A 20527-nucleotide genomic window follows, 5' to 3' on the forward strand; every position below is an offset into this window, starting at 1 on the left:
GGGCGCCATTTTCTCCGCCGCCGATGAGCACAGCCTGGATTTGATGGCGCAGGAAGATGTCCAGGAGCTGCTGGTACTGGTGTTCGAGTTACTCAGCGGCCGCGAGATCACCCGGCTGGTGATCGACTATGAAGGAGGTTGGCAACTGGAACGCAGTCTGGATGAGGTAGAGGCGGCGCGCAGCCGTTACAGTGTCAGTCAGGCGATGGCCCTGAGTCGTTTGCATGCCCTGGCTGCCCTGCTGACGGACTACCCCGAGCTGGGATTTGATGAGTCGGTTAGCAGGCTGCTGCCGAAAGAGCTGGTGAACCAGTTGACCGAAGGACTGGAACGTCTGGTATCACAGGAACGGCCGGATGCCCGCACCCGGCAGCATCTGAAAACGATTCTGGAGCTGGTGCGCCAGAGTCGGCGTGCCGGTGAGCAGCTGCACAAATGGCGGGAGCGTTATGTCCGCGATTTGCAGCGCTGGGAAGAGTTGCGTCGGCGTTATTCTCCGGACGAAAAGCGTCTCGAATTGCCTCGCCGGCGCGCGCGGGGATTGCGCATTCGCGAGGAGTCGATTGCCCTGGATGATGCGCAGAAGATCGAGGTGGCCCGTCAGTTTTGCCAATATATGCGGGATCTCGATTATCAGCATAGCGAGGCCGGTCTGCAGCGCGGTGGACGGCCGTTGCAGCGTGATGATCTCAAGCGGCTGGCAATTCGCTTAACACTTATTTTGCAGCCATACGTGCAACTTGCCGATGCCAGCGTCCAGCGGGCGATCGATAGCAGTCGTGCGGCTTACCTCGGTGGTCTGGAAACCGGATTCAGCGCCGATGCCAAGGCCGGGCTGGGTGCTGCCGCGGTCAGAGAGGTACGCGAGGAGCTGGGCAAGAGTGCCGAACATCTGGCGTTGCGTATCACGCGAATGTATCGGGTGCCGCTGAGCGAGTCGATGATCGATTTTCTGGTGGAGCATTACCATGCCACCCGCGAACGGCTGGAAGTCATTGCCGCCACGCCGGTGGACGACACCCCCTATTCCAGCCAGTTCACGGCTGTACTGCTTGGCCTGTCGATGGACTCGGGGCGCTGGCAGCGGATCACCCGGCGTCTTGAGCAACTGCTACAGGATTATGCGCCTTAACCCTTCAGTGAGAGGTGTGCCAGACTAACCCGCGCATGGCGTCACTCCTGGCCGGGTTGTTGTTCTGCTCGTGCGCGTTATACTCGGACGACATCGCGATCAGGCGTTCTGCGTGATCACCCATGAGGAGGCAAATGTGAATAATAATCAAAGCGCCGAGGCCGGCGCTGAAAAGAAAAAATCACAAATCAATCCCCCGGTTTTTTATGGTTCCGCCGCATTAATCCTGGCGTTCGTGATCTTTGGCGCGTCGGTGCCGGAATTCGCCGGTGAAGTTTTCAATGATGTCCAGCAGTGGATTATTGCTACCTTCGGCTGGTACTACCTGTTGTCGGTGGCGGTGTTCCTGGTGTTCAGCATTGCATTGGCTATCAGTTCCTATGGGCAGATTAAACTCGGCCCGGATCACTCCGATCCGGATTACAGTTACCTCTCGTGGTTTGCCATGCTGTTCAGCGCCGGCATGGGGATCGGGATACTGTTTTTCGGGGTGGCCGAACCGGTGATGCATTTCACCAGTCCGCCGGTAGGTGAGGGCGGCGATGCCGCGGCGGCACGTCAGGCGATGTCGATTACCTTCTTTCACTGGGGACTGCATGCCTGGGCGATTTATGCCGTAGTCGGTTTGTCGCTGGCCTATTTCGGATACCGGCACAATCTGCCGCTGACCGTTCGCTCGGCGCTTTATCCCCTCATCGGCGAACGCATTTACGGGCCGATCGGCCACATGGTCGATATTTTTGCGGTACTCGGTACCATGTTTGGTGTTGCCACTTCGTTGGGGCTGGGCGTGTTACAGGTCAACGCCGGGCTCAATTACCTGTTCGATATCCCGCAGTCAGTGCCGGTACAGATCGGGCTTATCGCGGTGATTACCGTTTTTGCCACCGCCTCGGTGGTCGCGGGGCTGGATGCCGGCATCAAGCGGCTCTCGGAACTGAATCTGGTGCTGGCGATCTTGTTGCTGTTGTTTGTGCTGATCGTCGGGCCGACCCTGTTCCTGTTGCATACCCTGGTACAGAACACCGGAGGCTATCTCAGTGAAGTCGTGAGCATGACCTTTAATCTGTACGCCTACGATCCCAATGGCTGGATTGGCGGCTGGACACTCTTTTACTGGGGCTGGTGGATGGCCTGGTCACCGTTTGTCGGCATGTTTATCGCACGGGTTTCGCGCGGGCGCACCATTCGTGAATTTATCCTTGGGGTATTATTCGTGCCGGTCGGTTTCACCTTTATGTGGATGACCTTCTTCGGCGGTACGGCGATCAGCATGGAGCTGGGCGAGCTGGCCGGGGTGGTCTCGGGGGCGGTGTCCGAGGATGCGTCAATTGCGGTTTTCGCCATGTTCGACCAGCTGCCCTGGTCGATGCTGGCTTCGGGGATTGCCACATTGCTGGTGGTGACCTTCTTCGTTACCTCCTCGGACTCGGGATCCCTGGTGATCGATATTATCACCTCCGGCGGGCATACCGATCCGCCGGTGCGTCAGCGCATCTTCTGGGCGCTCAGCGAAGGGGTAGTGGCTGCCGTGTTACTGCTGGCCGGCGGTCTGACCGCCCTGCAGACCGCCTCCATCGCCGGGGCGCTGCCGTTCAGCGCCATCATGCTGTTTATTTGTTACGGCCTGTGGAAAGGGCTGCGCATGGAGGGGATGAAGCGTCTGGCCTTTGAGACCGTGCCGGCGACGCCGATGGTCTCCTCGAGCAAGGTCCAGTGGCAGCAGCGGCTGAAAAAACTGATCAGCCATCCGAAAAAAGCCGAGGTCCTCAACTTTCTGACCAGCACCGTCAAGCCGGCGCTGGAGAAGGTTGCCGAGGAGATCCGCAAGGTGGATGCCGAGGTGGAGGTCGAGGTCCAGCAGGAAGAGAAGAGTGTGGCGTTGCGGGTCAAACACGGGGAGGAGCCGGAGTTTACTTACGGCGTGTATGCCGCCGGGCATCTGCTGCCGACCTTCGCGTTTCCCGAGTTCGACGCCGCCGGGCCGGATGCGAGCAAGCGTTATTATCGTGCCGAGGTCTATCTGGCTGAAGGCAGTCAGCATTACGACATCTGGGGTTATGTCGAGGAACAGGTGATCGGGGATGTGCTGGGTCAGTATGAGAAGCACATGCACTTTCTGCATCTGACCCGCTGATGCCCCGAGGTGCCGGGAGGCTTGCGAGTTTGTGACCTGATCCGGAACTTTCCCCGCCCCGGCATGTCAGAATTAATGAGCGCAGTAATGCGCTTATTCCCGCAACCCTCCCTGTAGTGGGAATTAAAAGCCCGGTTTCCCCAAGCCGGGCTATTTTGAAGGCCCCGGACGGCGCTTTATCCCCACTTCGTCCGGGGCATTTTTTTGCCCCGGCGGAAACCCGCTCAAATCATGCAGGCTCCGTTTGCGGCTTTGCCCCCGGACAGGTTATTCAGGTATCAGGTCAGAAGCGCTGTGTTATCCCGAAACTTGTAACAGTAAACTCCAGATAATCTTCATCGTGATACATCATGTAATTGATATCGATGGCCGTTCTTTGTGAAACCAGGTATTCGATGCCCGCCCCATAGGACATGTCTGACTCGCGTTCTTTGGGCTGAATACCCAGTCCGCTGACTTCAAAGGTGCTGTGTGACCAGCCGAGCAGGGCATACAGTTTGTAGGTATCGCCGATATCGCCACGCAGGAAAAGCGAGGTCGTGTGTTTGTTGTGCAGCTTGCCACCGGCATCGGTCCCATGAATGAGATTGTCACCGGAAGTACCATAGAGAAAGTGGGCCTCCAGGGCAAAATGGGGCACCAGATACTTGCCGTAGCGCACTCGCACTCCGTCCAGATCATATATAGAACCATTGGACGTTTCATACTTGCCCCAGGAGTAATCCAGCCCCAGGTACTGCTCGGTTTCGGCGGCGAGCGCCAGATTGGCAAACAGGGCGAGCGCCAGGAAGCTGATGAGTTTTTTCATTATTAGTAATCCCCTTAAGAAGTGTCTTTAAGATTATGATTTTAAATCAATAATCTTTCAAGTAATAAAGGGGTTATTTTCAGGCTAAATCGGCGAGCCGGATACCCGCCAGGTGAGCGGTGCCCCGCGCCAGCCAGGACCGTCTAGCACGCAGGAAGGTCTTTACACAGGTCCTGGCAGGCGCGGGGCGCCTGGCAACGTTCACACTGATCGGGTATTTGCAGAGTCCTTATTATTTACCTCTCGATACGGAGGTTCTCAGCCGTGACCTCTGGCATCAGTGCTTAAAATGCGGCATCAAAGCCCAGCAGCAGATAATTTTCATTGGTCAGGTGGCCGGTCCAGTAGGTGCCACTTTTCTCTACCTTGTCCTGCAGATCGGCGTTGAGCTCGATCACCCCCTTGACGTTGCGCATGAAGTAATAGGACGCCGTATAGGTCAGGGTCTCCATGGCGATGCCTTCGTAGATGGTATCGGTGTTTTCCAGATCCCCGGCGTCGGCGTAGTTATACAGCAGCGAATGGGCCCAGCGCGGGCTGTGGATGTAGTCGATGCCGACAAAGCCGCCGAACCACTCGTATTTCTGGTCTTCATCGATAAAGCCGTCCCATTCGTTCCACAGGGCCTGGGCAAACCAGTAGGTCTTGTTGCCGATCTTGCCGTTGAAATCGAGGCCGACGATGTTCTTGTCGGTGTCGCGATCACCGCTGCCGGTGCCGGCAATTGATGTCAGATCGACGTTTTTCTGCTGGCCGCTGTAACCGAACAGGCCGGCCGCCACCGGGCCGATATCGCCGCCGATGCGGCCGAACACCGCCTTGGAGGTGTCGTTATCGAACAGGTGATCCGCGCGTTGATAGCCGGGGCTGTTGATGGTGAGGTTTTGTTTGATGCCGTTGCCGTTGACCAGGCCGATGGCCAGATCGAGCGGCCCGGCGCTGGTGTCAAAAATGGTGCCACGATCATAGGTGATGCCGGCCATGCGATAGGCCATGTAGTCCTGGAAGGTCAGGCGGGTCTCGCGCGGGAACATCAGATCCGAGACCTGGAACTGGCCGAGCATCATGCCCACATCCGAGCCGAACAGGGCATCGTGGGAGAACCAGGCATCCTCGACGATGGTCTGGCCGTTGTCGCCCTTCTCGGCGAAGATGGCGTAAAAGTAATAGGTGATGTGCTCCGACAGTGGCGCGCTGGAGAGCATCTTGATCAGATAGGGCGACTGGAAGTCGCTGTCCACTTCGGTGGTCTCGCCAGTGCCTACGTCGATCGCCTCGGCATCGCGCGCCTGGGCAAAGGCCTGGGCGCGAAACGCGATCGGCGGGGTTTTGGCCAGGGCCAGCATGTCGTCGCCGGTGGCCACGGTGTTGTCCTTCCAGTTGGGCAGGCGGAAGTTGGAGTCGGCGAAACTTTCCCCGAACTCGTTCAGTTTGGGAAAGGCGGCGTGACAGGTGGCGCAGGACATTTTGTAGTCGCGGGCGAAGGCCGGCATGGCGTTCGCCTCGGGCAGTAACAGAATCAGCAGCAGCAAACTGCTGAACAGCGTGTGCAGATGAAAGCGTTTGAGCATGGTCGTTCTCCCCGTTGCAGTGGCAAGTTGTTTTATCGAGCCGGCCCGGGATAACTCTTCGGTTATGGCAAGTCCGGGCGGATCGGTTGCTTGTCGGGAGAGTCTAGCGGGTTTTTCTGAAATGAAACTGAATCGGGCGGGTGGCGCAAAGATTTAACAAACGTTCACAATCGCCGCCTGTTACCGGAACGGTTTGCGCACTACGCTGTAACGGTCTGACCCCGCTTTACCCAGAGCGGGATTCAAGGCCCGGTCCCCAATGCCGGGCGAATTTGGCCCCGGAATGACGCAATTCCCCACATCCCAACCCCTGTTCCGGGGTTTTTTTTATTTCCCTTGATCCGGCTCAAGGTCGAGCCAGCGGTTGACCACGTTTAATGCCTCCTCGAGCCCCTGTTTTTTGGTGGCCGAGAACAGCTGCAGGGACGTCTGCGGGTAGTCGGCAAGCTGTTTGCGCACCGCCAGCAGGGTATTTTGTGCCGGGCCGCGTTTGAGCTTGTCGGCCTTGGTCAGCAGGATGTGCACCGGCAGCTCGGCATGACGGCTGAAATCGAGCATTTGCCAGTCGTAGTCGGTCAGGGGATGGCGGATGTCCATCAGCAGGATCAGTCCGGCCAGTGACTCGCGCTGCTGCAAATAGGTGGCCATGGTCTCGCCCCACTGGCGCTGGACCGCCTCGGGCACCCGGGCAAAGCCGTAGCCGGGTAGATCCACCAGCCGGCGCCGATCGTCCAGAGCGAAAAAGACCAGATGTTGGGTACGCCCAGGGGTTTTACTGGTGCGGGCCAGGGCCTTGCGGCCGGTCAGGGCGTTGAGGGCACTGGACTTGCCGGCATTGGAACGCCCGGCGAATGCCACTTCGGCACCGCTGTCCGCCGGGGCCTGATGCGGTTGGGGGACGCTGAGCAGAAAGCGGATTTCGGCGTAGGGGCGGCGTAAGTGGTTGAGTTGATTGCTCACGGGGCTCAATAGTGGGTTTCGTGGTGGCTCTGGGGTATAATAGGTCGCCTTGACCAGATTACGGGCGGCTGATATATAGTCAGCCGCTTTATTACGGGATTCTAGCATGGCGAACTTGGGGATGGCGTCATGGTCAAACTTTTATCCGTATCATCAACATAAGCTTGAAGCTATTAGGAGTAGACAATGAAAAAAGTAATTACCGGTACTGTCGTATCTCTGGCCATGCTGGGTCTGGCTTCCGTTGCTCAGGCGGCCGAAGGTCAGAACGTTTATCAACAGGCCTGCTTTGCCTGTCACGGCACCGGCGCTGCCGGCGCACCCAAGCTGGAAAAGAGCGCCTGGGGTGATCGTTTGGCAAAAGGCAAGGACACGCTGTATAACCATGCGCTGAACGGATTCAATGCCATGCCGGCCAAGGGGGGTCGTGCAGATCTGAGCGATGCCGATGTCAAGGCGGCTGTGGACTACATGCTTTCCGAAGTTCAGTAAACGTTTGAGTTCGAACAGTTTGTCAATAATCGTAAGGTTGGTTTAATCACAAATGAAGTATACAACGCTCGTTAGTATTCTCGCGGCTTCCCTGCTCGCACCGGCGTTTGCATTCGCGGCTCCGGCCGGGGATGCCGGTGCAGGAGAAGCCAAGGCCCAGTCCTGCGCCGCCTGTCACGGGGCGAAAGGCAACAGTGCTGTTGCCAATTTCCCCAAGCTGGCCGGTCAGCACGCCGGGTACACAGCCAAGCAACTGGCGGACTTCAAGCAGGGCGAGACCCGTTCTGATCCCATTATGGCGGGTCAGGTGGCCGGCCTGAGTGAGCAGGACATGGCGGATCTGGGTGCCTACTATGCCAAGCAGTCTGTGAGCCTGGGACAGGCCGACGAGGAACTGGCGGTGTTGGGTGAAAAAATCTACCGCGGTGGCAACAGCGAACGAGGCGTCAGCGCCTGTATCGCCTGTCACGGTCCGACCGGGGCCGGCAATCCGGCCGCGAACTTTCCGCTGTTAAGTGGCCAGCACGCCGAATATCTGGTGAAGGCCCTGGAGGATTTTCGTGGCGGCAAACGCACCAATGATATGGGCGGGATGATGCAGGATATCGCTTCGAACATGAGCGACAGGGAAATCAAGGCGGTTGCCTCTTACATTTCCGGCCTGCATTGATCTCCGACTGCTGATCGGCTTACTCAAACGGCAGTAATAAAAAGGGCGGATTTCCGCCCTTTTTTGCGTGGGTATACAGGTTTTTTTCGAATTGCGGAACTAACCCGGCGTGGCGGTGACTTATTTGTGTCAGTGCGGATATCCGCGGCGGTAACAATTCTAATACCACATCAACCGTATTCTGACAGTGCTCAAAGTGTGCAGTACGGGAACTCCGGTACAGGGAGATTGGCGGATCATACTTCCTGAATAATCCCGCGGTTAAATTTGCCCGAATGTGTGATAGCGTAGCGCACCAAATTGACAGTTATATTGGCGAGTGATGGTGAGTAAATCCCAACAACAAAAACCAGAAAAACCAGTCCGCTTGTGGCTGGAGTTCCTCGGGTCCATGAATCTCGCGATTACCATGCTGGTGGTAATCGCCGTAGCCTCGGTGATCGGGACGGTCCTGCAGCAAAACCAGCCCTATCAGGACTACATCATCAAGTTCGGCCCCTACTGGCACGCGATATTCAAGGCGCTGGATCTGTACGATGTCTACAGCGCCCTCTGGTTTTTATTGTTGCTCGGCTTTTTGCTGTTGAGTACCAGCGTCTGTATCTATCGCAATGGGCCGCTGATGTTGCGCGACATGCGCCACTACCGCCTGAGCATGAAGGAAAAGTCCCTGCGAGTAATGCGCAATTTTCGCGAGTGGACGCTGAACGATTCCCCCGAGGCGGTGGAACAAACCTTTGCCCGCTACCTGAATAATAAAGGCTATCGGGTACGCCGCAAGACGGCGGAAGGGACGACTGTCATGGCCTTCATGAAGGGCCATATGAACCGGCTGGGCTATCTTTTCACCCATGTAGGTATCGTGGTTATTTGTGTGGGTGGCCTGATGGACGGCAATCTTAATTTGTCGATGAAAGAGTGGCTGGGCAAACTCAAACTGGAAACCCGGGATATTTCCGCCAGCGAAGTGCCTGATGTCAGTCGCCTGGGCCCGCGGGACAACTGGTCCTTTCGCGGGAGTATCACCCTGCCCGAGGACAGCATTAGTAATCTGGTGTTTCTGAACATACGTGACGGCTATCTGGTGCAGGAGCTGCCGTTTGCAGTGGAGCTCAAGGAGTTTCGGGTCAGGTATTATGATTCCGGCCAGCCCAAGTCGTTTGAAAGTGATTTGCTGATTCATGATGATCAACTGGATACGCCGCTGGAGAAGACCATCGCGGTGAATCATCCGCTCATTTACCGCGGCTATGCTATTTACCAGGCCAGCTTTGCCGACGGGGGCACCAAAATGGCGCTCAACGCGTGGCCGTTGTTTGACGCGGCTCCCGAACCGGTGGAGCTGGTGGGGAAGGTCAATGCCCGGCGCCAGATCGAGACCCCGGACGGCACCCTGACGATCGAGTTCGAGAATTTTCAGCAGTTTAATGTTTTTCCCGCCGAGCAGGTGAGCGCGAGCGGCGAAATGGAACAGGGCGGTGAAGCGGTTAGCGGGACTGACATGGTCCGCGGCGGTGAAATGGGCCGCAGCGACAAAAAGTTTGTCAATTTCGGCCCCAGTTTTACCTTCAAGTTGCGTCGCCCCAGCGGTGAGGCGCGTGAATATGTGAATTACATGGCGCCGGTAGAGCAGGAAGGGCACTATTACTTTTTAAGCGGGATGCGTGAACGTCAGGCGGAACCGTTCCGGTATCTGCATATTCCGGCCGATGACAAGATGTCCATTGACCGGTTTATGCGTTTTCACGCCTGGCTGAATGACAAAGAGCGGGTTCGCCGGATTGCAGAACAGAGTGCCAGTCAGGCCATGTCCTCGGCAGATACCCAGGACGAAGACATGCTGCAAAACATTGTCACTTCCATGGTGCGTCTGACCAGCGAATTTACCCGGGGGGGCTATCAGGCGATCGATCAACGCATTCGGCAGACCGTGCCTGAAGAGCAGCAGATGCAGGTGGCGGAAACCTATCTGAAGATCCTCAACTCGGTGCTGGAAAACATGTACTGGGAGTTACTGGAGAATGAGGGAGCCGTCGCTGGAGAGGGTATTACTGCCGAACAGGATCGCTGGTTCGAGGATGCGGTGAATGCCCTGGCATCTATGGGGCCATACGGCTCGCCGTTCTATTTGCAGTTAACCAATTTTGATTTACGGGAGGCCTCGGGCTTGCAGATCACCCGATCACCCGGTAAAAATGTGGTCTATCTCGGCTGTGTTATGTTGATCATCGGCGTGTTTATGATGTTCTATATTACTCACCAGCGCTTGTGGGTGATGATTCGTCCGGAAGGCCAGGGCAGCCGTGTTATGCTGGCTGGCATGGGTAACCGGAATCAACGTGATTTCAGCAAGGTTTTCGATACGCTTGGCGACGAGCTGGAGCAACATTACGCGTCGCGCCAATAACGACAGACAGGTGACAGCATATGGCGGTAACCAAGGAACAACTGAACGAGAGCTTCGGCAAACAGTCCTTCTTTAAACAGCTGAGTCTGTTCGACTGGATCTGGGCAGCGGTCCTGCTGTTCGGTGCCGGCTTTGCCTGGAATAAATACTCGGCACTGATGGACCATTACGAAGTGGGTATCCTGTTTGGTACCGCGCTGGCATTGATCGCCCTGGGCTGGTACTGGAAAGCGACCCGCTATTTGATGATCGCCATTGCCGCGATCAGTCTGTTCGCCGTCAGTCTCTATGGTAATGATCTGGGGCAGGCCGAGCAGAACTTCTTCCTCAAGTTCCTGCTCTCCAGCCAGTCCGCCACCATGTGGATGAGTGCCCTGTTTGTCATGGCCACGGTGGTTTACTTTGTCTATCTGGCAAAACCCAACGAGTTTGTCGGGCGCATCGCCAGCTCGATGGTCTGGGTCGCTACCACCATGGGTTTTGTCGGCCTGATGGTGCGCTGGCGCGAATCCTATCTGATCAGTCATGACATTGGTCATATCCCGGTCAGTAACCTGTATGAAGTCTTTATCCTGTTCGCGATCATTACCGCGTTGATCTATCTGTTTTATGAAGCGCGCACCAAAACCAGGGCGATGGGCGGCTTTGCACTGCTGATCATTTCCGCTTCCATCGCGTTTTTGTTGTGGTATCACTTCGAAAAAGGCGCGCACGAAATCGAGCCGCTGGTACCGGCCCTGCAAAGCTACTGGATGAAGATCCATGTTCCGGCCAACTTCGTGGGTTACGGCGCCTTTGCCCTGGCGGCCATGCTGGGACTGGCCTATCTGCTGGTCGACTGGCGTCAGCAGAAGAACCCGCAAAGCACCTTTGTGGCGCGCATGCCCACGCTGGATATCCTGGATGACGTGATGCACAAGACCATCGCGCTGGGCTTTGCCTTCTTCACCGTCGCCACCGTGCTCGGCGCCATGTGGGCCGCCGAGGCCTGGGGCGGTTACTGGTCGTGGGATCCGAAGGAGACCTGGGCACTGATCGTCTGGCTTAACTATGCCGCCTGGCTGCACCTGCGCCTGACCAAGGGCTGGCGTGGCGCCCCGTTGGCCTGGTGGGCGATCATCGGCCTGTTCGTCACCACCTTCGCCTTCCTGGGTGTGAATATGTTCCTCTCCGGCCTGCATTCCTACGGCGAGCTGTAACATTTTTTCCGTTCTCTGGTGTTAACGCAGAGGACGCGGAGGCGCAGAGACGCGGAGAAAGAACTTTAATGTTATTCTTTCGTGAAGGAGGGGGTGTTTAGCTGGGTGTGAGAACATGACTTGCCATCATGTTGCCCCGATAAATCAGTAGTTGATACAGGTCTCCGGGCCCAATTCACAAAACTCTGCGCCTCCGCGTCTCTGCGACCTCCGCGTTCATAACCGGACTTGAGAAGAGGCTGGCGGATGGGTCCGTTGCCGTACATGTACTGGTTGAAGCTGGCGATATCCAGGCTCAGCCGGCGGAACAGGTGGTCCAGGCTGATAATAGCGTGCTCCAGCAGGTTGACGGCGATGAACGGGTGCTCGACACGCAGGCGGTTGTACAGGGTGCGGGTCAGTTTGAGCAGGCGGGTGTCGCCGGCGCTGGCGCGGATCCGGGCGGAGCGGGCCTGGCGGTCAAAAAAGGACATCTCGCCCATCACCTCGCCCTCCTTGAGGCGGCCGATTTCCACATCTTTACTGTGATTTTCAAAAAACAGAGCGACTTCACCCTTTATAATAAAGAACAGGGCCTCGCCGACTTCGCCGATATCCGCGATGACCTCGTTTTTTTTGAAGAAAACAGGCTCGGTGAACTCCATCAGGGTTTTGACTTCATTCAGAGTGAGTGATTCACACAGGTGTTGCTGGTTGAGAAAATCGGCTATGTCGATCTGTTTGGCAGGTTTTTTCGTTGGCATGGCAATCTCCTCATTGTGCAGGGTGTAGCTTACCGGATGCGGGTTGTGAGGGGAATCGAGGGACTGTCACTTGCTTCGTGTAGTGAGTTTGAATAGTCTGATAATTATTAGCGGTATGAGAGGAGTGATTAATGAAAATGATTTTGCGTACATGGGCACCGATTTTGGTCCTGGCTCTGCTGAGCACGGCGCCGGCGACAGCGGAGTATGCCGAGGGGATCGAATATCGGAGCATCTCGCCGGCGGTGGGGAAGTTGACGGACAAGCCCCGGGAGGTCGTGGAGCTGTTCTGGTACGGCTGCCCGCACTGTTATAACTTCGAGCCGAAAATCAACAACTGGGTCGAGAGCAAGCCGGAAAACGTCGGCTTCGAACGCGTGCCGGCCGTATTCATGCATCCGCGGACCGGGCAACCCAATCCCAAATGGGCCTTCCATGCCAAGCTATTCTATACCGCCGAGCTTTTGGGTGTGCTTGATAAAATCCACGAACCTCTGTTTGAGCGGATCCATGAAAAAGGTCAGCATATTCATACCAGCAGTGAAGCGGAAGCCTTTTTTGCCGAGTTTGGTGTCGACGCCGAAAGTTTCAATAACACACTCAACTCGTTCGCGGTCGACAGTAAAGTTCGCCGGGCGATTGAGCTGACCAGGCGATACGGCACCGGCGGTGTCCCGACCTTGATCATCGATGGCAAATATATTACCGACGGCCCCATGTCGGGTGGTCACGATGCAATGCTGGGTGTTGTAAAGCAATTACTGAATGAAAAGACTGAATAGTTCGATTCTTTTGTTTGGCATCGCGAGGATGAATTACAAATCATAAGTTAATCCGGAGAGTTATGGCGGGAGGGAGCGATAACCGCCTGATTCGATCGTTGCAGACGTTGTCCGGGCTCAACCAAACGAGAGGATAAGCTCCTCAGGCTTAACCGCCCGAAATTAAACAGCAGGAGAAAGAGTCAATGAAAGCCGCGGAACTGTTCGTGCGCTGTCTCGAACACGAGGAAGTTGAATATGTTTTTGGCATTCCCGGGGAAGAGAACCTGGATGTCATGGATGCACTGCTGGACTCGGATATCAACTTCGTTACCACTCGTCATGAGCAGGGTGCGGCATTCATGGCCGATGTTTACGGGCGGCTCACCGGCAAGGCCGGCGTCTGCCTGGGTACGCTGGGACCGGGCGCGACCAACCTGTTCACCGGCGTGGCGGATGCGAATATGGACCATGCCCCGCTGGTCGCCATAGCCGGCCAGGCCAGCACACACCGGCTGCACAAAGAGTCGCACCAGGTCCTCGATCTGGAAGAGATCTTCCGTGCGATCACCAAATACTCATCGCGTTTACTGAGCCCGGACATCATTCCCGAGGTTGTACGCAAAGCCTTCAAGGTGGCGCAGACCGAAAAGAGCGGTGCCTGTTTTATCGAGTTTCCGGAAAATATTGCGGAAATGGAGATCGACGATCGGCCCCTGCCCGTTAGCTATCCGTATCCGCCCGAGCCGCCGGGAGAAAAAGTGGATCGGGCCGCAGACCTTATCTCGCGGGCGAAGAACCCGATAATCCTGGCTGGCAACGGCGTTATTCGCAGCCGTGCCTGGCAGCAGTTGGCCGACTTTGCCGAGAAAATGCGGATTCCGGTGGCGAACACCTTCATGGCCAAGGGGGTCATTCCGTTCAAGCACTCCATGGCGCTGGGAAGCGCCGGCCTTCAGGCGAATGACTATGTCAGTTGTGGTTTTAGCAAGGCCGATGTGATCATCTGCGTGGGTTACGATCTGGTCGAATATCACCCCTATCTCTGGCATCCGACCAAGGATCGCACCATTATTCACATTGACAACTCACCAGCCGAAGTCGATGCATTTTATCCGGTGAGTGTCGGTGTGGTTGGCGATATAAAGCATTCATTGTTACGGATCATGCAAGTGGCCAGCCCGCACACAGGTACGGCAATGAAGAGCCTGCGCAAGGCACTGATCGAGGACATGAACCAGCACAAGGATGACACCACGATCCCGCTCAAGCCGCAGAAAATCATCTGGGACCTGCGCACGGCGATGGATTTGGAGGATATTGCGCTGTGCGATGTAGGTGCGCACAAGATGTGGATGGCACGCATGTTCCGTTGTGAATTTCCGAATACCTGTTTGATCTCCAACGGCTTTGCCAGCATGGGTATTGCTGTGCCCGGTGCGGTTGCCGCCAAACTGGCTTTTCCGGATCGCAAAGTGGTGGCGGTCACCGGTGACGCCGGGTTTATGATGAATTCTCAGGAGATCGAAACCGCGATGCGTATGAAAACCCCGATGGTCATTCTGATCTGGAACGACAACGGTTACGGTTTGATCGAATGGAAGCAAATGAGCAGTTTTGGGCGCAAGTCGCATGTTGATTTTAACAACCCGGATTTCGTCAAATATGCCGAATCATTTGGCGCCAGGGGTTATCGGATTGAAAAGGGCGAGGACCTGCTCCCGACACTAAAAACCGCCCTGGCTGATAACACCGTAAGTATTATCGACTGTCCGGTTGATTATAGTGAAAATCTCAAGTTGACCCAGAAGCTGGGTGAGATGATTTGTCCGATCTAGATTGAGTAATCATGCCTCATAAAATTGAAACCCGGCCGGAGGCGCAAATACTGAGAATTCTCAGTTACAACGTCCAGGTCGGGATCAAAACCAGTCGCCCGCATCAATACCTGACGGGAAGCTGGCGGCATGTCCTGCCATGCGCCAAGCGTTTGGGTAACCTGGATCTTGCCGCGCAAGTAATGAAAGATTTTGATATCGTCGGTGTACAGGAAGTGGATGCTGGCAGTCTGCGCAGCAACTTCATCAATCTGACCGAATATCTTGCGGAACGGGGCAATTTCCCTTACTGGCATCATCAGATCAATCGGCGCTTTGGGCGCCTTGCCCAGCACAGCAACGGTCTGCTCAGCCACTTTCATCCCGCCGAAGTCAGGGATCTTCGTCTTCCGGGTCTGATTCCCGGTAGACAGGCTATTCTTGCCCGATACGATTCGGGAGGAGATACACTGGCCGTGATCGTCGTGCATCTTGCGCTCAGTCGCCGGGCGCGACTGATGCAGATGGATTATCTGGCGGATATCGTCAACAGCTTTCCGCATGCGATTATCATGGGTGATATGAATTGCCGTCACGATAGTAAAGAGATGCAGCATTTGATCAGGCTTACACGACTGCATGAGCCTATAAAGGATCTGCATACATTCCCGAGCTGGCGCCCGCAACACAATATCGATCACATTCTTGTCACATCCGAGCTGACGGTGAGTAAAGCCAAGGAACTGGAGCATTTTGGCTCGGATCATCTGCCAATGATGATGGAGGTACGTCTTCCTGAAGGCATGGAGTTTCATCGCTATCAGCGTAGCAAGCCAGTGAAGTTGAACGACTATCTGCAAAATCATGACGATTTTTCAGGTTTATAACAATGATACTCCGCGCTAACCGAAATAAAGCCTGATGTTTTTAATCGGATTGACAAAGTTGTTTGCCGACTATCCGTAGACGAAACAGACAGGACGATCTAATCTTTGGTGGTGAACAAGCTGACATAAAAGGATGTGCTGCGCCATGCCTGTATCCTCTACTTTGACCATCGACGGCAACCAGGCCGCCGCGACTGTTGCGCACAAACTCAATGAGGTGATTGCGATTTATCCCATTACCCCGGCCTCGCCAATGGGGGAATGGGCTGATGAATGGTCGTCGCGCGGTCAGACCAACCTGTGGAATACGGTACCGCACGTCGTCGAGATGCAAAGTGAAGGCGGCGCCGCCGGTGCAATACACGGTGCCCTGCAAACCGGTGCCCTGACCACGACGTTCACTGCCTCGCAAGGGCTGTTGTTGATGATCCCCAACATGTACAAGATTGCCGGGGAGCTGACCCCGACGGTTTTTCATGTTGCCTCCCGCTCACTGGCCTGTCAGGCCCTGTCGATTTTCGGCGATCACAGTGATGTGATGAGCGCTCGTATGACCGGTTTCGGCTTTCTGTGCGCCAACTCACCCCAGGAGGTCATGGACATGGCCCTGATCGCCCAGGCGGCGAGCCTGGAGGGACAGGTGCCGATGGTGCATTTCTTCGACGGTTTTCGCACCTCTCATGAGGTCGCCAAACTGCAGGGCATCGACGATGAGGTGCTCGCGGCAATGATCCGCTCCGACTGGATCGAACGCCATCGTCGCAACGCCCTCTCGCCCGAGCATCCCGTGTTGCGCGGCAGCTCACAGAACCCCGATATCTATTTTCAGGCGCGGGAAACCGTCAATTCCTTTTATGAAAAACTCCCCGGTATTGTGCAGCAGACGATGGATCGCTTTGCCGAACTGACCGGTCGCCAGTACCAGCTGTTCGATTATGTCGGCAGCGAGAAGGCCGAGCGGGTCATAATCCTGATGGGTTCGGGCGCCGAGGCGGTCCAGGAAACGGTGGCGTATCTTAATCGTCAGGGTGAAAAAGTCGGACTGCTCAAGGTGCGGCTCTATCGGCCTTTTGAGGCCGACGCCCTGATTCACGCGCTGCCGACAAGTGTCAAAAAAATCGCGGTGCTGGATCGCACCAAGGAACCGGGGGCTGACGGCGAGCCCCTGTACAAGGATGTGGTCACGGCGCTGGCCCAGCATTATTGCAGCGGCGAATGTCGCTTCGACGGGATGCCGACCGTGATCGGCGGCCGTTACGGGCTTTCTTCCAAGGAGTTCACGCCGGGGATGATCAAGGCGGTGTACGACGAGCTGCGCGGGGATAAACCGAAAAATCACTTTACCATCGGCATTCACGACGATGTCACGCATACCAGCCTGGACTGGGATTCGGCTTTTCGTACCGACGCCCATGCACAGACATTCCAGGCCATGTTCTATGGACTGGGCAGCGACGGGACGGTCAGTGCCAACAAGAACAGCATCAAGATCATCGGTGAATCGACCGACCTGTATGCCCAGGGCTATTTCGTCTATGACTCGAAAAAAGCCGGGGCGGTTACGGTCTCGCATCTGCGTTTTGGTTCTCAGCCGATCCGCTCCACCTATCTGATCGGTGACAACGACGCCGATTTTGTTGCCTGCCATCAGCCGGTATTTCTCGAGCGTTTCAACATGCTCGACAAGGCAAAGCAAAACGCCGTGTTTCTGCTCAACTCGCCGGAGCCGGCCGACCGGGTATGGCAAAGCCTGCCACGTAAAATGCAGCAACAGATCATCGACAAACAGGTCCGTTTTTATACCGTCGACGCCTATGCCGTTGCCGAGCAGGCGGGGATGGGTAAGCGTATCAATACCGTCATGCAGACCTGTTTTTTCGCCATCTCCGGTATTCTGCCGCAGGAACAAGCTATCAAATCGATCAAGGAAGCGGTGGAAAAAACCTATGGCAAAAAAGGCCGGCGGATTGTCGAGATCAATTTCAAGGCGATTGATGAAACGCTGGCGCGCTTGCATGAGGTGACTATTCCCGGCCAGGTGGATAGCGAGTTCGATGTCGCGCGGCCGGTACCGGCGAAGGCGCCCGACTTCGTGCAACAGGTAACCGGCGAGATCATTGCCGGCCATGGTGATGATGTGCCGGTCAGCCGGTTACCGGCCAATGGCAGTTATCCGCTGGGGACCGCGCGGTATGAAAAGCGCAACCTGGCGCTGGAGATCCCGGTCTGGGAGCCCGAGCTGTGTACCCAGTGCGGTAAATGCCCGCTGGTCTGTCCGCATGCGGCGATTCGCAGCAAGATATTCAGTGAGGCGGAACTGAAAAACGCACCGTCAGATTTCAAGGCCCATTCGATGCTGGGCAAGGGTTTTCCAGAAGGGATGATGATCAGCTATCAGGTAGCACCGGAGGATTGTACCGGTTGCGGCCTGTGCGTGGATATCTGCCCGATTCACGACAAATCCAACGCCAGTCGCAAGGCGCTGAACATGGCGCCGCAACCGCCGTTGCGTGAGCAGGAACGGGAGAACTTTGATTTCTTTCTGGAACTTCCGGAATATGATCGGCGCGAGCTGAAGGTGACCACGCTCAAGGGCTCCATGGTGATGGAGCCGCTGTTCGAGTTTTCCAGTGCCTGTGTCGGTTGCGGCGAGACGCCGTACCTGAAACTGGCCAGCCAGCTGTTTGGCGATCGCATGCTGGTGGCCAATGCCACCGGCTGCTCCTCCATCTACGGCGGCAACCTGCCCACCACACCGTGGTCCACCAACCGGGAAGGGCGCGGCCCGGCCTGGAACAACTCGCTGTTCGAGGACAACGCCGAATTTGGCCTGGGGATGCGCATTGCGGTCGACAAGCAGCGCGAGCAGGCGCGCGAATTGATTCAGGCAGTGCGCGATCAGCTGGATAACGAACTGGTCGAGGCGATTTTAAACGCCGATCAGTCAAGCGAATCCGGCATTCATGATCAACGCCAGCGGGTCGCACAGTTGCGCGAGCAACTGGCAAAACTCAAGGATGCGCGGGCGCAGACCCTGCAGGAGCTTGCCGAAAACCTGATACGCAAGAGTGTCTGGATTATCGGTGGCGATGGCTGGGCCTACGACATCGGTTATGGCGGGCTGGATCACGTGCTGGCCACAGGCGCCGACGTGAATATCCTGGTGCTGGATACCGAGGTCTATTCCAACACCGGCGGCCAGACCTCCAAGGCGACACCGCGCGGCGCTGTCGCCAAGTTCTCCGCCGGCGGCAAACCGACCGGTAAAAAGGACCTGGCCTTGCTGGCCATGGATTATGAAAACGTGTATGTGGCGCATGTGGCCTACGGAGCCAAGGATGTCCAGACCCTGCGCGCGTTTGTCGAAGCCGAGGCCCACGCCGGTCCGTCGCTGATCATCGCCTATTCGCCCTGTATCGCCCACGGCGTGGATCTCTCCAATAACCATCGCCAGCAAAACCTGGCGGTCGACAGCGGTCACTGGCCCCTGTTCCGGTTCGATCCGTCGCGCGCTACCCAGGGCAAGAACCCGCTGCATCTCGATTCCGGTGAACCGTCGATTCCCTACCGGGAATTTGTGCAAACCGAAACCCGCTTCAGCATGTTGTGGCATACCCATCCGCAGGACGCCGAGCGGTTCCTGGCCGAGGCACAGCAGGAGGTGCAACATCGCTACCATTATTACAAGCAGCTGTCCGAGCTGGAGTGGGACGGGGCGACCCGGGTTTCGGCCGTCAAGGCAAAGCTGAAACAGGATAACAACAAATCGACGGAGGACGCGTAGATGGTGGATATGACGACCGAGTATCTTGGCCTGAAGCTCGCCAACCCGCTGGTGCCTTCATCCTCGCCACTGACCGGTGATCGCGATTCGGTGATGCGGTTGCGCGAGGCCGGTGCCCCGGCGATCGTTCTGCCATCGTTGTTTGAGGAAAAAATCGATCAGGAAGAACAGGAGCTGGATCGTTTTATTCATCACCAGTCGATCGGCTTTGGTGAGATGGAAAGTTTTCATCCGGTACCGGATGACTTCAAGACCTGCCAGGACGAGTACCTGGAGTACCTGCAGAGGATAAAACAGGAACTGGATATCCCCGTCATTGCCAGCCTTAACGGCACCACCGCCGGCGGATGGCTGGAATACGGGCAACAGTTGCAACAGGCCGGTGCCGATGCGCTGGAGCTGAATGTCTATTATATCGCCGGCAATGGCGAGGAAAGCGGTAATGACGTGGAGCAGCGTTATATCGATCTTCTGGAATCGTTGCAACAACACGTTACGATTCCGATTACTCTGAAACTTTCCCCCCAGTTCAGCTCGCCGGTCCATTTTATCAGTCGCCTGGAACAGGCCGGGGCGGCCGGGGTGGCCCTGTTTAACCGCTTCTATCTGCCGGACATCAATCCGGAGCAACTGATGGTCGAGCCGGCATTGCAACTGTCCATGCCGTATGAGTCGTTAATGCGAATCCGCTGGGCGGCCCTGTTGCATGGACGGGTTAACCTGTCGCTGGCGATGACAGGCGGTTTTCATAACGCACGCGATGGCATCAAGGCGTTGCTGGCAGGGGCCGACGTGGTGCATTTATGCAGTGTGCTGTTACAGCAAGGGCCGGAGTATTTGTCCGTGATCCTGGGCGAAATGCATCACTGGTTGGAAGAATACGAGTACGACTCGGTCAGCCAGATCAAGGGCAGCATGAGTTACCGTAACGCGCCCGATCCCGGTGCCTATGAGCGGGTTAATTATATTACCGTCCTGGATAACTATACCTCGCCCAGAGGCGTATTGCGCTGAGAGACAATACAATCCGGGAATTAAATAAAAGTTTCCGACACCCGATCACCCTGCGCAGGATGGCTCAAGTGGCAGGCCGGACATAGCAACGCGGTGTCCGGCAATCGGCTGTTCCAGATTCATTTTCTTGATCAGGATCAATCGC

13 protein-coding genes and 2 pseudogenes are annotated in these 20527 nt (G+C 56.3%); 11 read left to right on the top strand and 4 right to left on the bottom strand.

Features of this window, described 5'->3' with window-relative positions; translation table 11 throughout:
- Positions 1 to 1132: pseudogene (locus U5J94_RS00005) on the top strand (hypothetical protein); the annotation flags it as partial.
- Between the two features lie 136 nt (positions 1133 to 1268).
- Positions 1269 to 3269, top strand: coding sequence for a choline BCCT transporter BetT (locus U5J94_RS00010; protein ID WP_322563593.1), 2001 nt, complete (start codon positions 1269 to 1271; stop codon positions 3267 to 3269).
- Between the two features lie 283 nt (positions 3270 to 3552).
- Here the strand turns inward: U5J94_RS00010 and U5J94_RS00015 are convergent, their stop codons facing one another.
- The 3 genes from U5J94_RS00015 to yihA all read right to left on the bottom strand — a co-directional run bounded on the left by U5J94_RS00015 (position 3553) and on the right by yihA (position 6617).
- Positions 3553 to 4077: a porin family protein gene (locus U5J94_RS00015; RefSeq protein ID WP_322563594.1), complete on the bottom strand. Its 525-nt coding sequence runs from the start codon at positions 4075 to 4077 to the stop codon at positions 3553 to 3555.
- A 284-nt stretch (positions 4078 to 4361) separates the two neighbouring features.
- Positions 4362 to 5648 carry a hypothetical protein gene (locus U5J94_RS00020; protein ID WP_322563595.1) on the bottom strand — a complete coding sequence of 429 codons (1287 nt, stop codon included), beginning with the start codon at positions 5646 to 5648 and terminating at the stop codon, positions 4362 to 4364.
- A gap of 327 nt (positions 5649 to 5975) precedes the next feature.
- Positions 5976 to 6617 carry a ribosome biogenesis GTP-binding protein YihA/YsxC gene (gene yihA, locus U5J94_RS00025; protein ID WP_416224128.1) on the bottom strand — a complete coding sequence of 214 codons (642 nt, stop codon included), beginning with the start codon at positions 6615 to 6617 and terminating at the stop codon, positions 5976 to 5978.
- Positions 6618 to 6794: 177 nt separating this feature from the next.
- Between yihA and U5J94_RS00030 the strand changes: the two genes are divergently transcribed.
- From U5J94_RS00030 to ccsB, 4 genes are all read left to right on the top strand, one after another.
- Positions 6795 to 7100 carry a c-type cytochrome gene (locus U5J94_RS00030; RefSeq protein WP_322563597.1) on the top strand — a complete coding sequence of 102 codons (306 nt, stop codon included), beginning with the start codon at positions 6795 to 6797 and terminating at the stop codon, positions 7098 to 7100.
- Between the two features lie 52 nt (positions 7101 to 7152).
- The gene (locus U5J94_RS00035; RefSeq protein WP_322563598.1) at positions 7153 to 7770 is read left to right on the top strand and encodes a c-type cytochrome; all 618 of its coding nucleotides are present in this window, start codon (positions 7153 to 7155) and stop codon (positions 7768 to 7770) included.
- 391 nt (positions 7771 to 8161) lie between these two features.
- A complete protein-coding gene (locus tag U5J94_RS00040) occupies positions 8162 to 10177 on the top strand; it encodes a cytochrome c biogenesis protein ResB (protein WP_322563599.1) in 2016 nt (671 codons plus the stop codon).
- 20 nt (positions 10178 to 10197) lie between these two features.
- Complete coding sequence (gene ccsB / locus U5J94_RS00045; RefSeq protein ID WP_322563600.1) at positions 10198 to 11376, top strand: c-type cytochrome biogenesis protein CcsB; 1179 nt, start codon at positions 10198 to 10200, stop codon at positions 11374 to 11376.
- 251 nt (positions 11377 to 11627) lie between these two features.
- On the opposite strand, the pseudogene U5J94_RS00050 reads toward ccsB, so the two are convergent.
- Positions 11628 to 12119 (bottom strand): annotated as a pseudogene (locus U5J94_RS00050) (Crp/Fnr family transcriptional regulator); the annotation flags it as partial.
- Between the two features lie 131 nt (positions 12120 to 12250).
- Between U5J94_RS00050 and U5J94_RS00055 the strand changes: the two are divergent.
- From U5J94_RS00055 to U5J94_RS00075, 5 genes are all read left to right on the top strand, one after another.
- Complete coding sequence (locus U5J94_RS00055; RefSeq protein ID WP_322563602.1) at positions 12251 to 12901, top strand: thiol:disulfide interchange protein DsbA/DsbL; 651 nt, start codon at positions 12251 to 12253, stop codon at positions 12899 to 12901.
- Positions 12902 to 13062: 161 nt separating this feature from the next.
- Positions 13063 to 14718 (top strand): acetolactate synthase large subunit, encoded by a 1656-nt coding sequence (locus U5J94_RS00060; RefSeq protein ID WP_322563624.1) that lies wholly within the window; start codon positions 13063 to 13065, stop codon positions 14716 to 14718.
- A gap of 11 nt (positions 14719 to 14729) precedes the next feature.
- Positions 14730 to 15584, top strand: coding sequence for an endonuclease/exonuclease/phosphatase family protein (locus tag U5J94_RS00065; protein WP_322563603.1), 855 nt, complete (start codon positions 14730 to 14732; stop codon positions 15582 to 15584).
- Between the two features lie 145 nt (positions 15585 to 15729).
- A complete protein-coding gene (nifJ, locus tag U5J94_RS00070; protein WP_322563604.1) occupies positions 15730 to 19368 on the top strand; it encodes a pyruvate:ferredoxin (flavodoxin) oxidoreductase in 3639 nt (1212 codons plus the stop codon).
- Positions 19369 to 20382 carry a dihydroorotate dehydrogenase-like protein gene (locus tag U5J94_RS00075; RefSeq protein WP_322563605.1) on the top strand — a complete coding sequence of 338 codons (1014 nt, stop codon included), beginning with the start codon at positions 19369 to 19371 and terminating at the stop codon, positions 20380 to 20382. It abuts the gene before it with no gap.
- Positions 20383 to 20527 lie beyond the last annotated feature (145 nt).

It is taken from the genome of Thiohalophilus sp. (assembly GCF_034522235.1).
In the GTDB taxonomy this organism is placed as follows: domain Bacteria; phylum Pseudomonadota; class Gammaproteobacteria; order UBA6429; family Thiohalophilaceae; genus Thiohalophilus.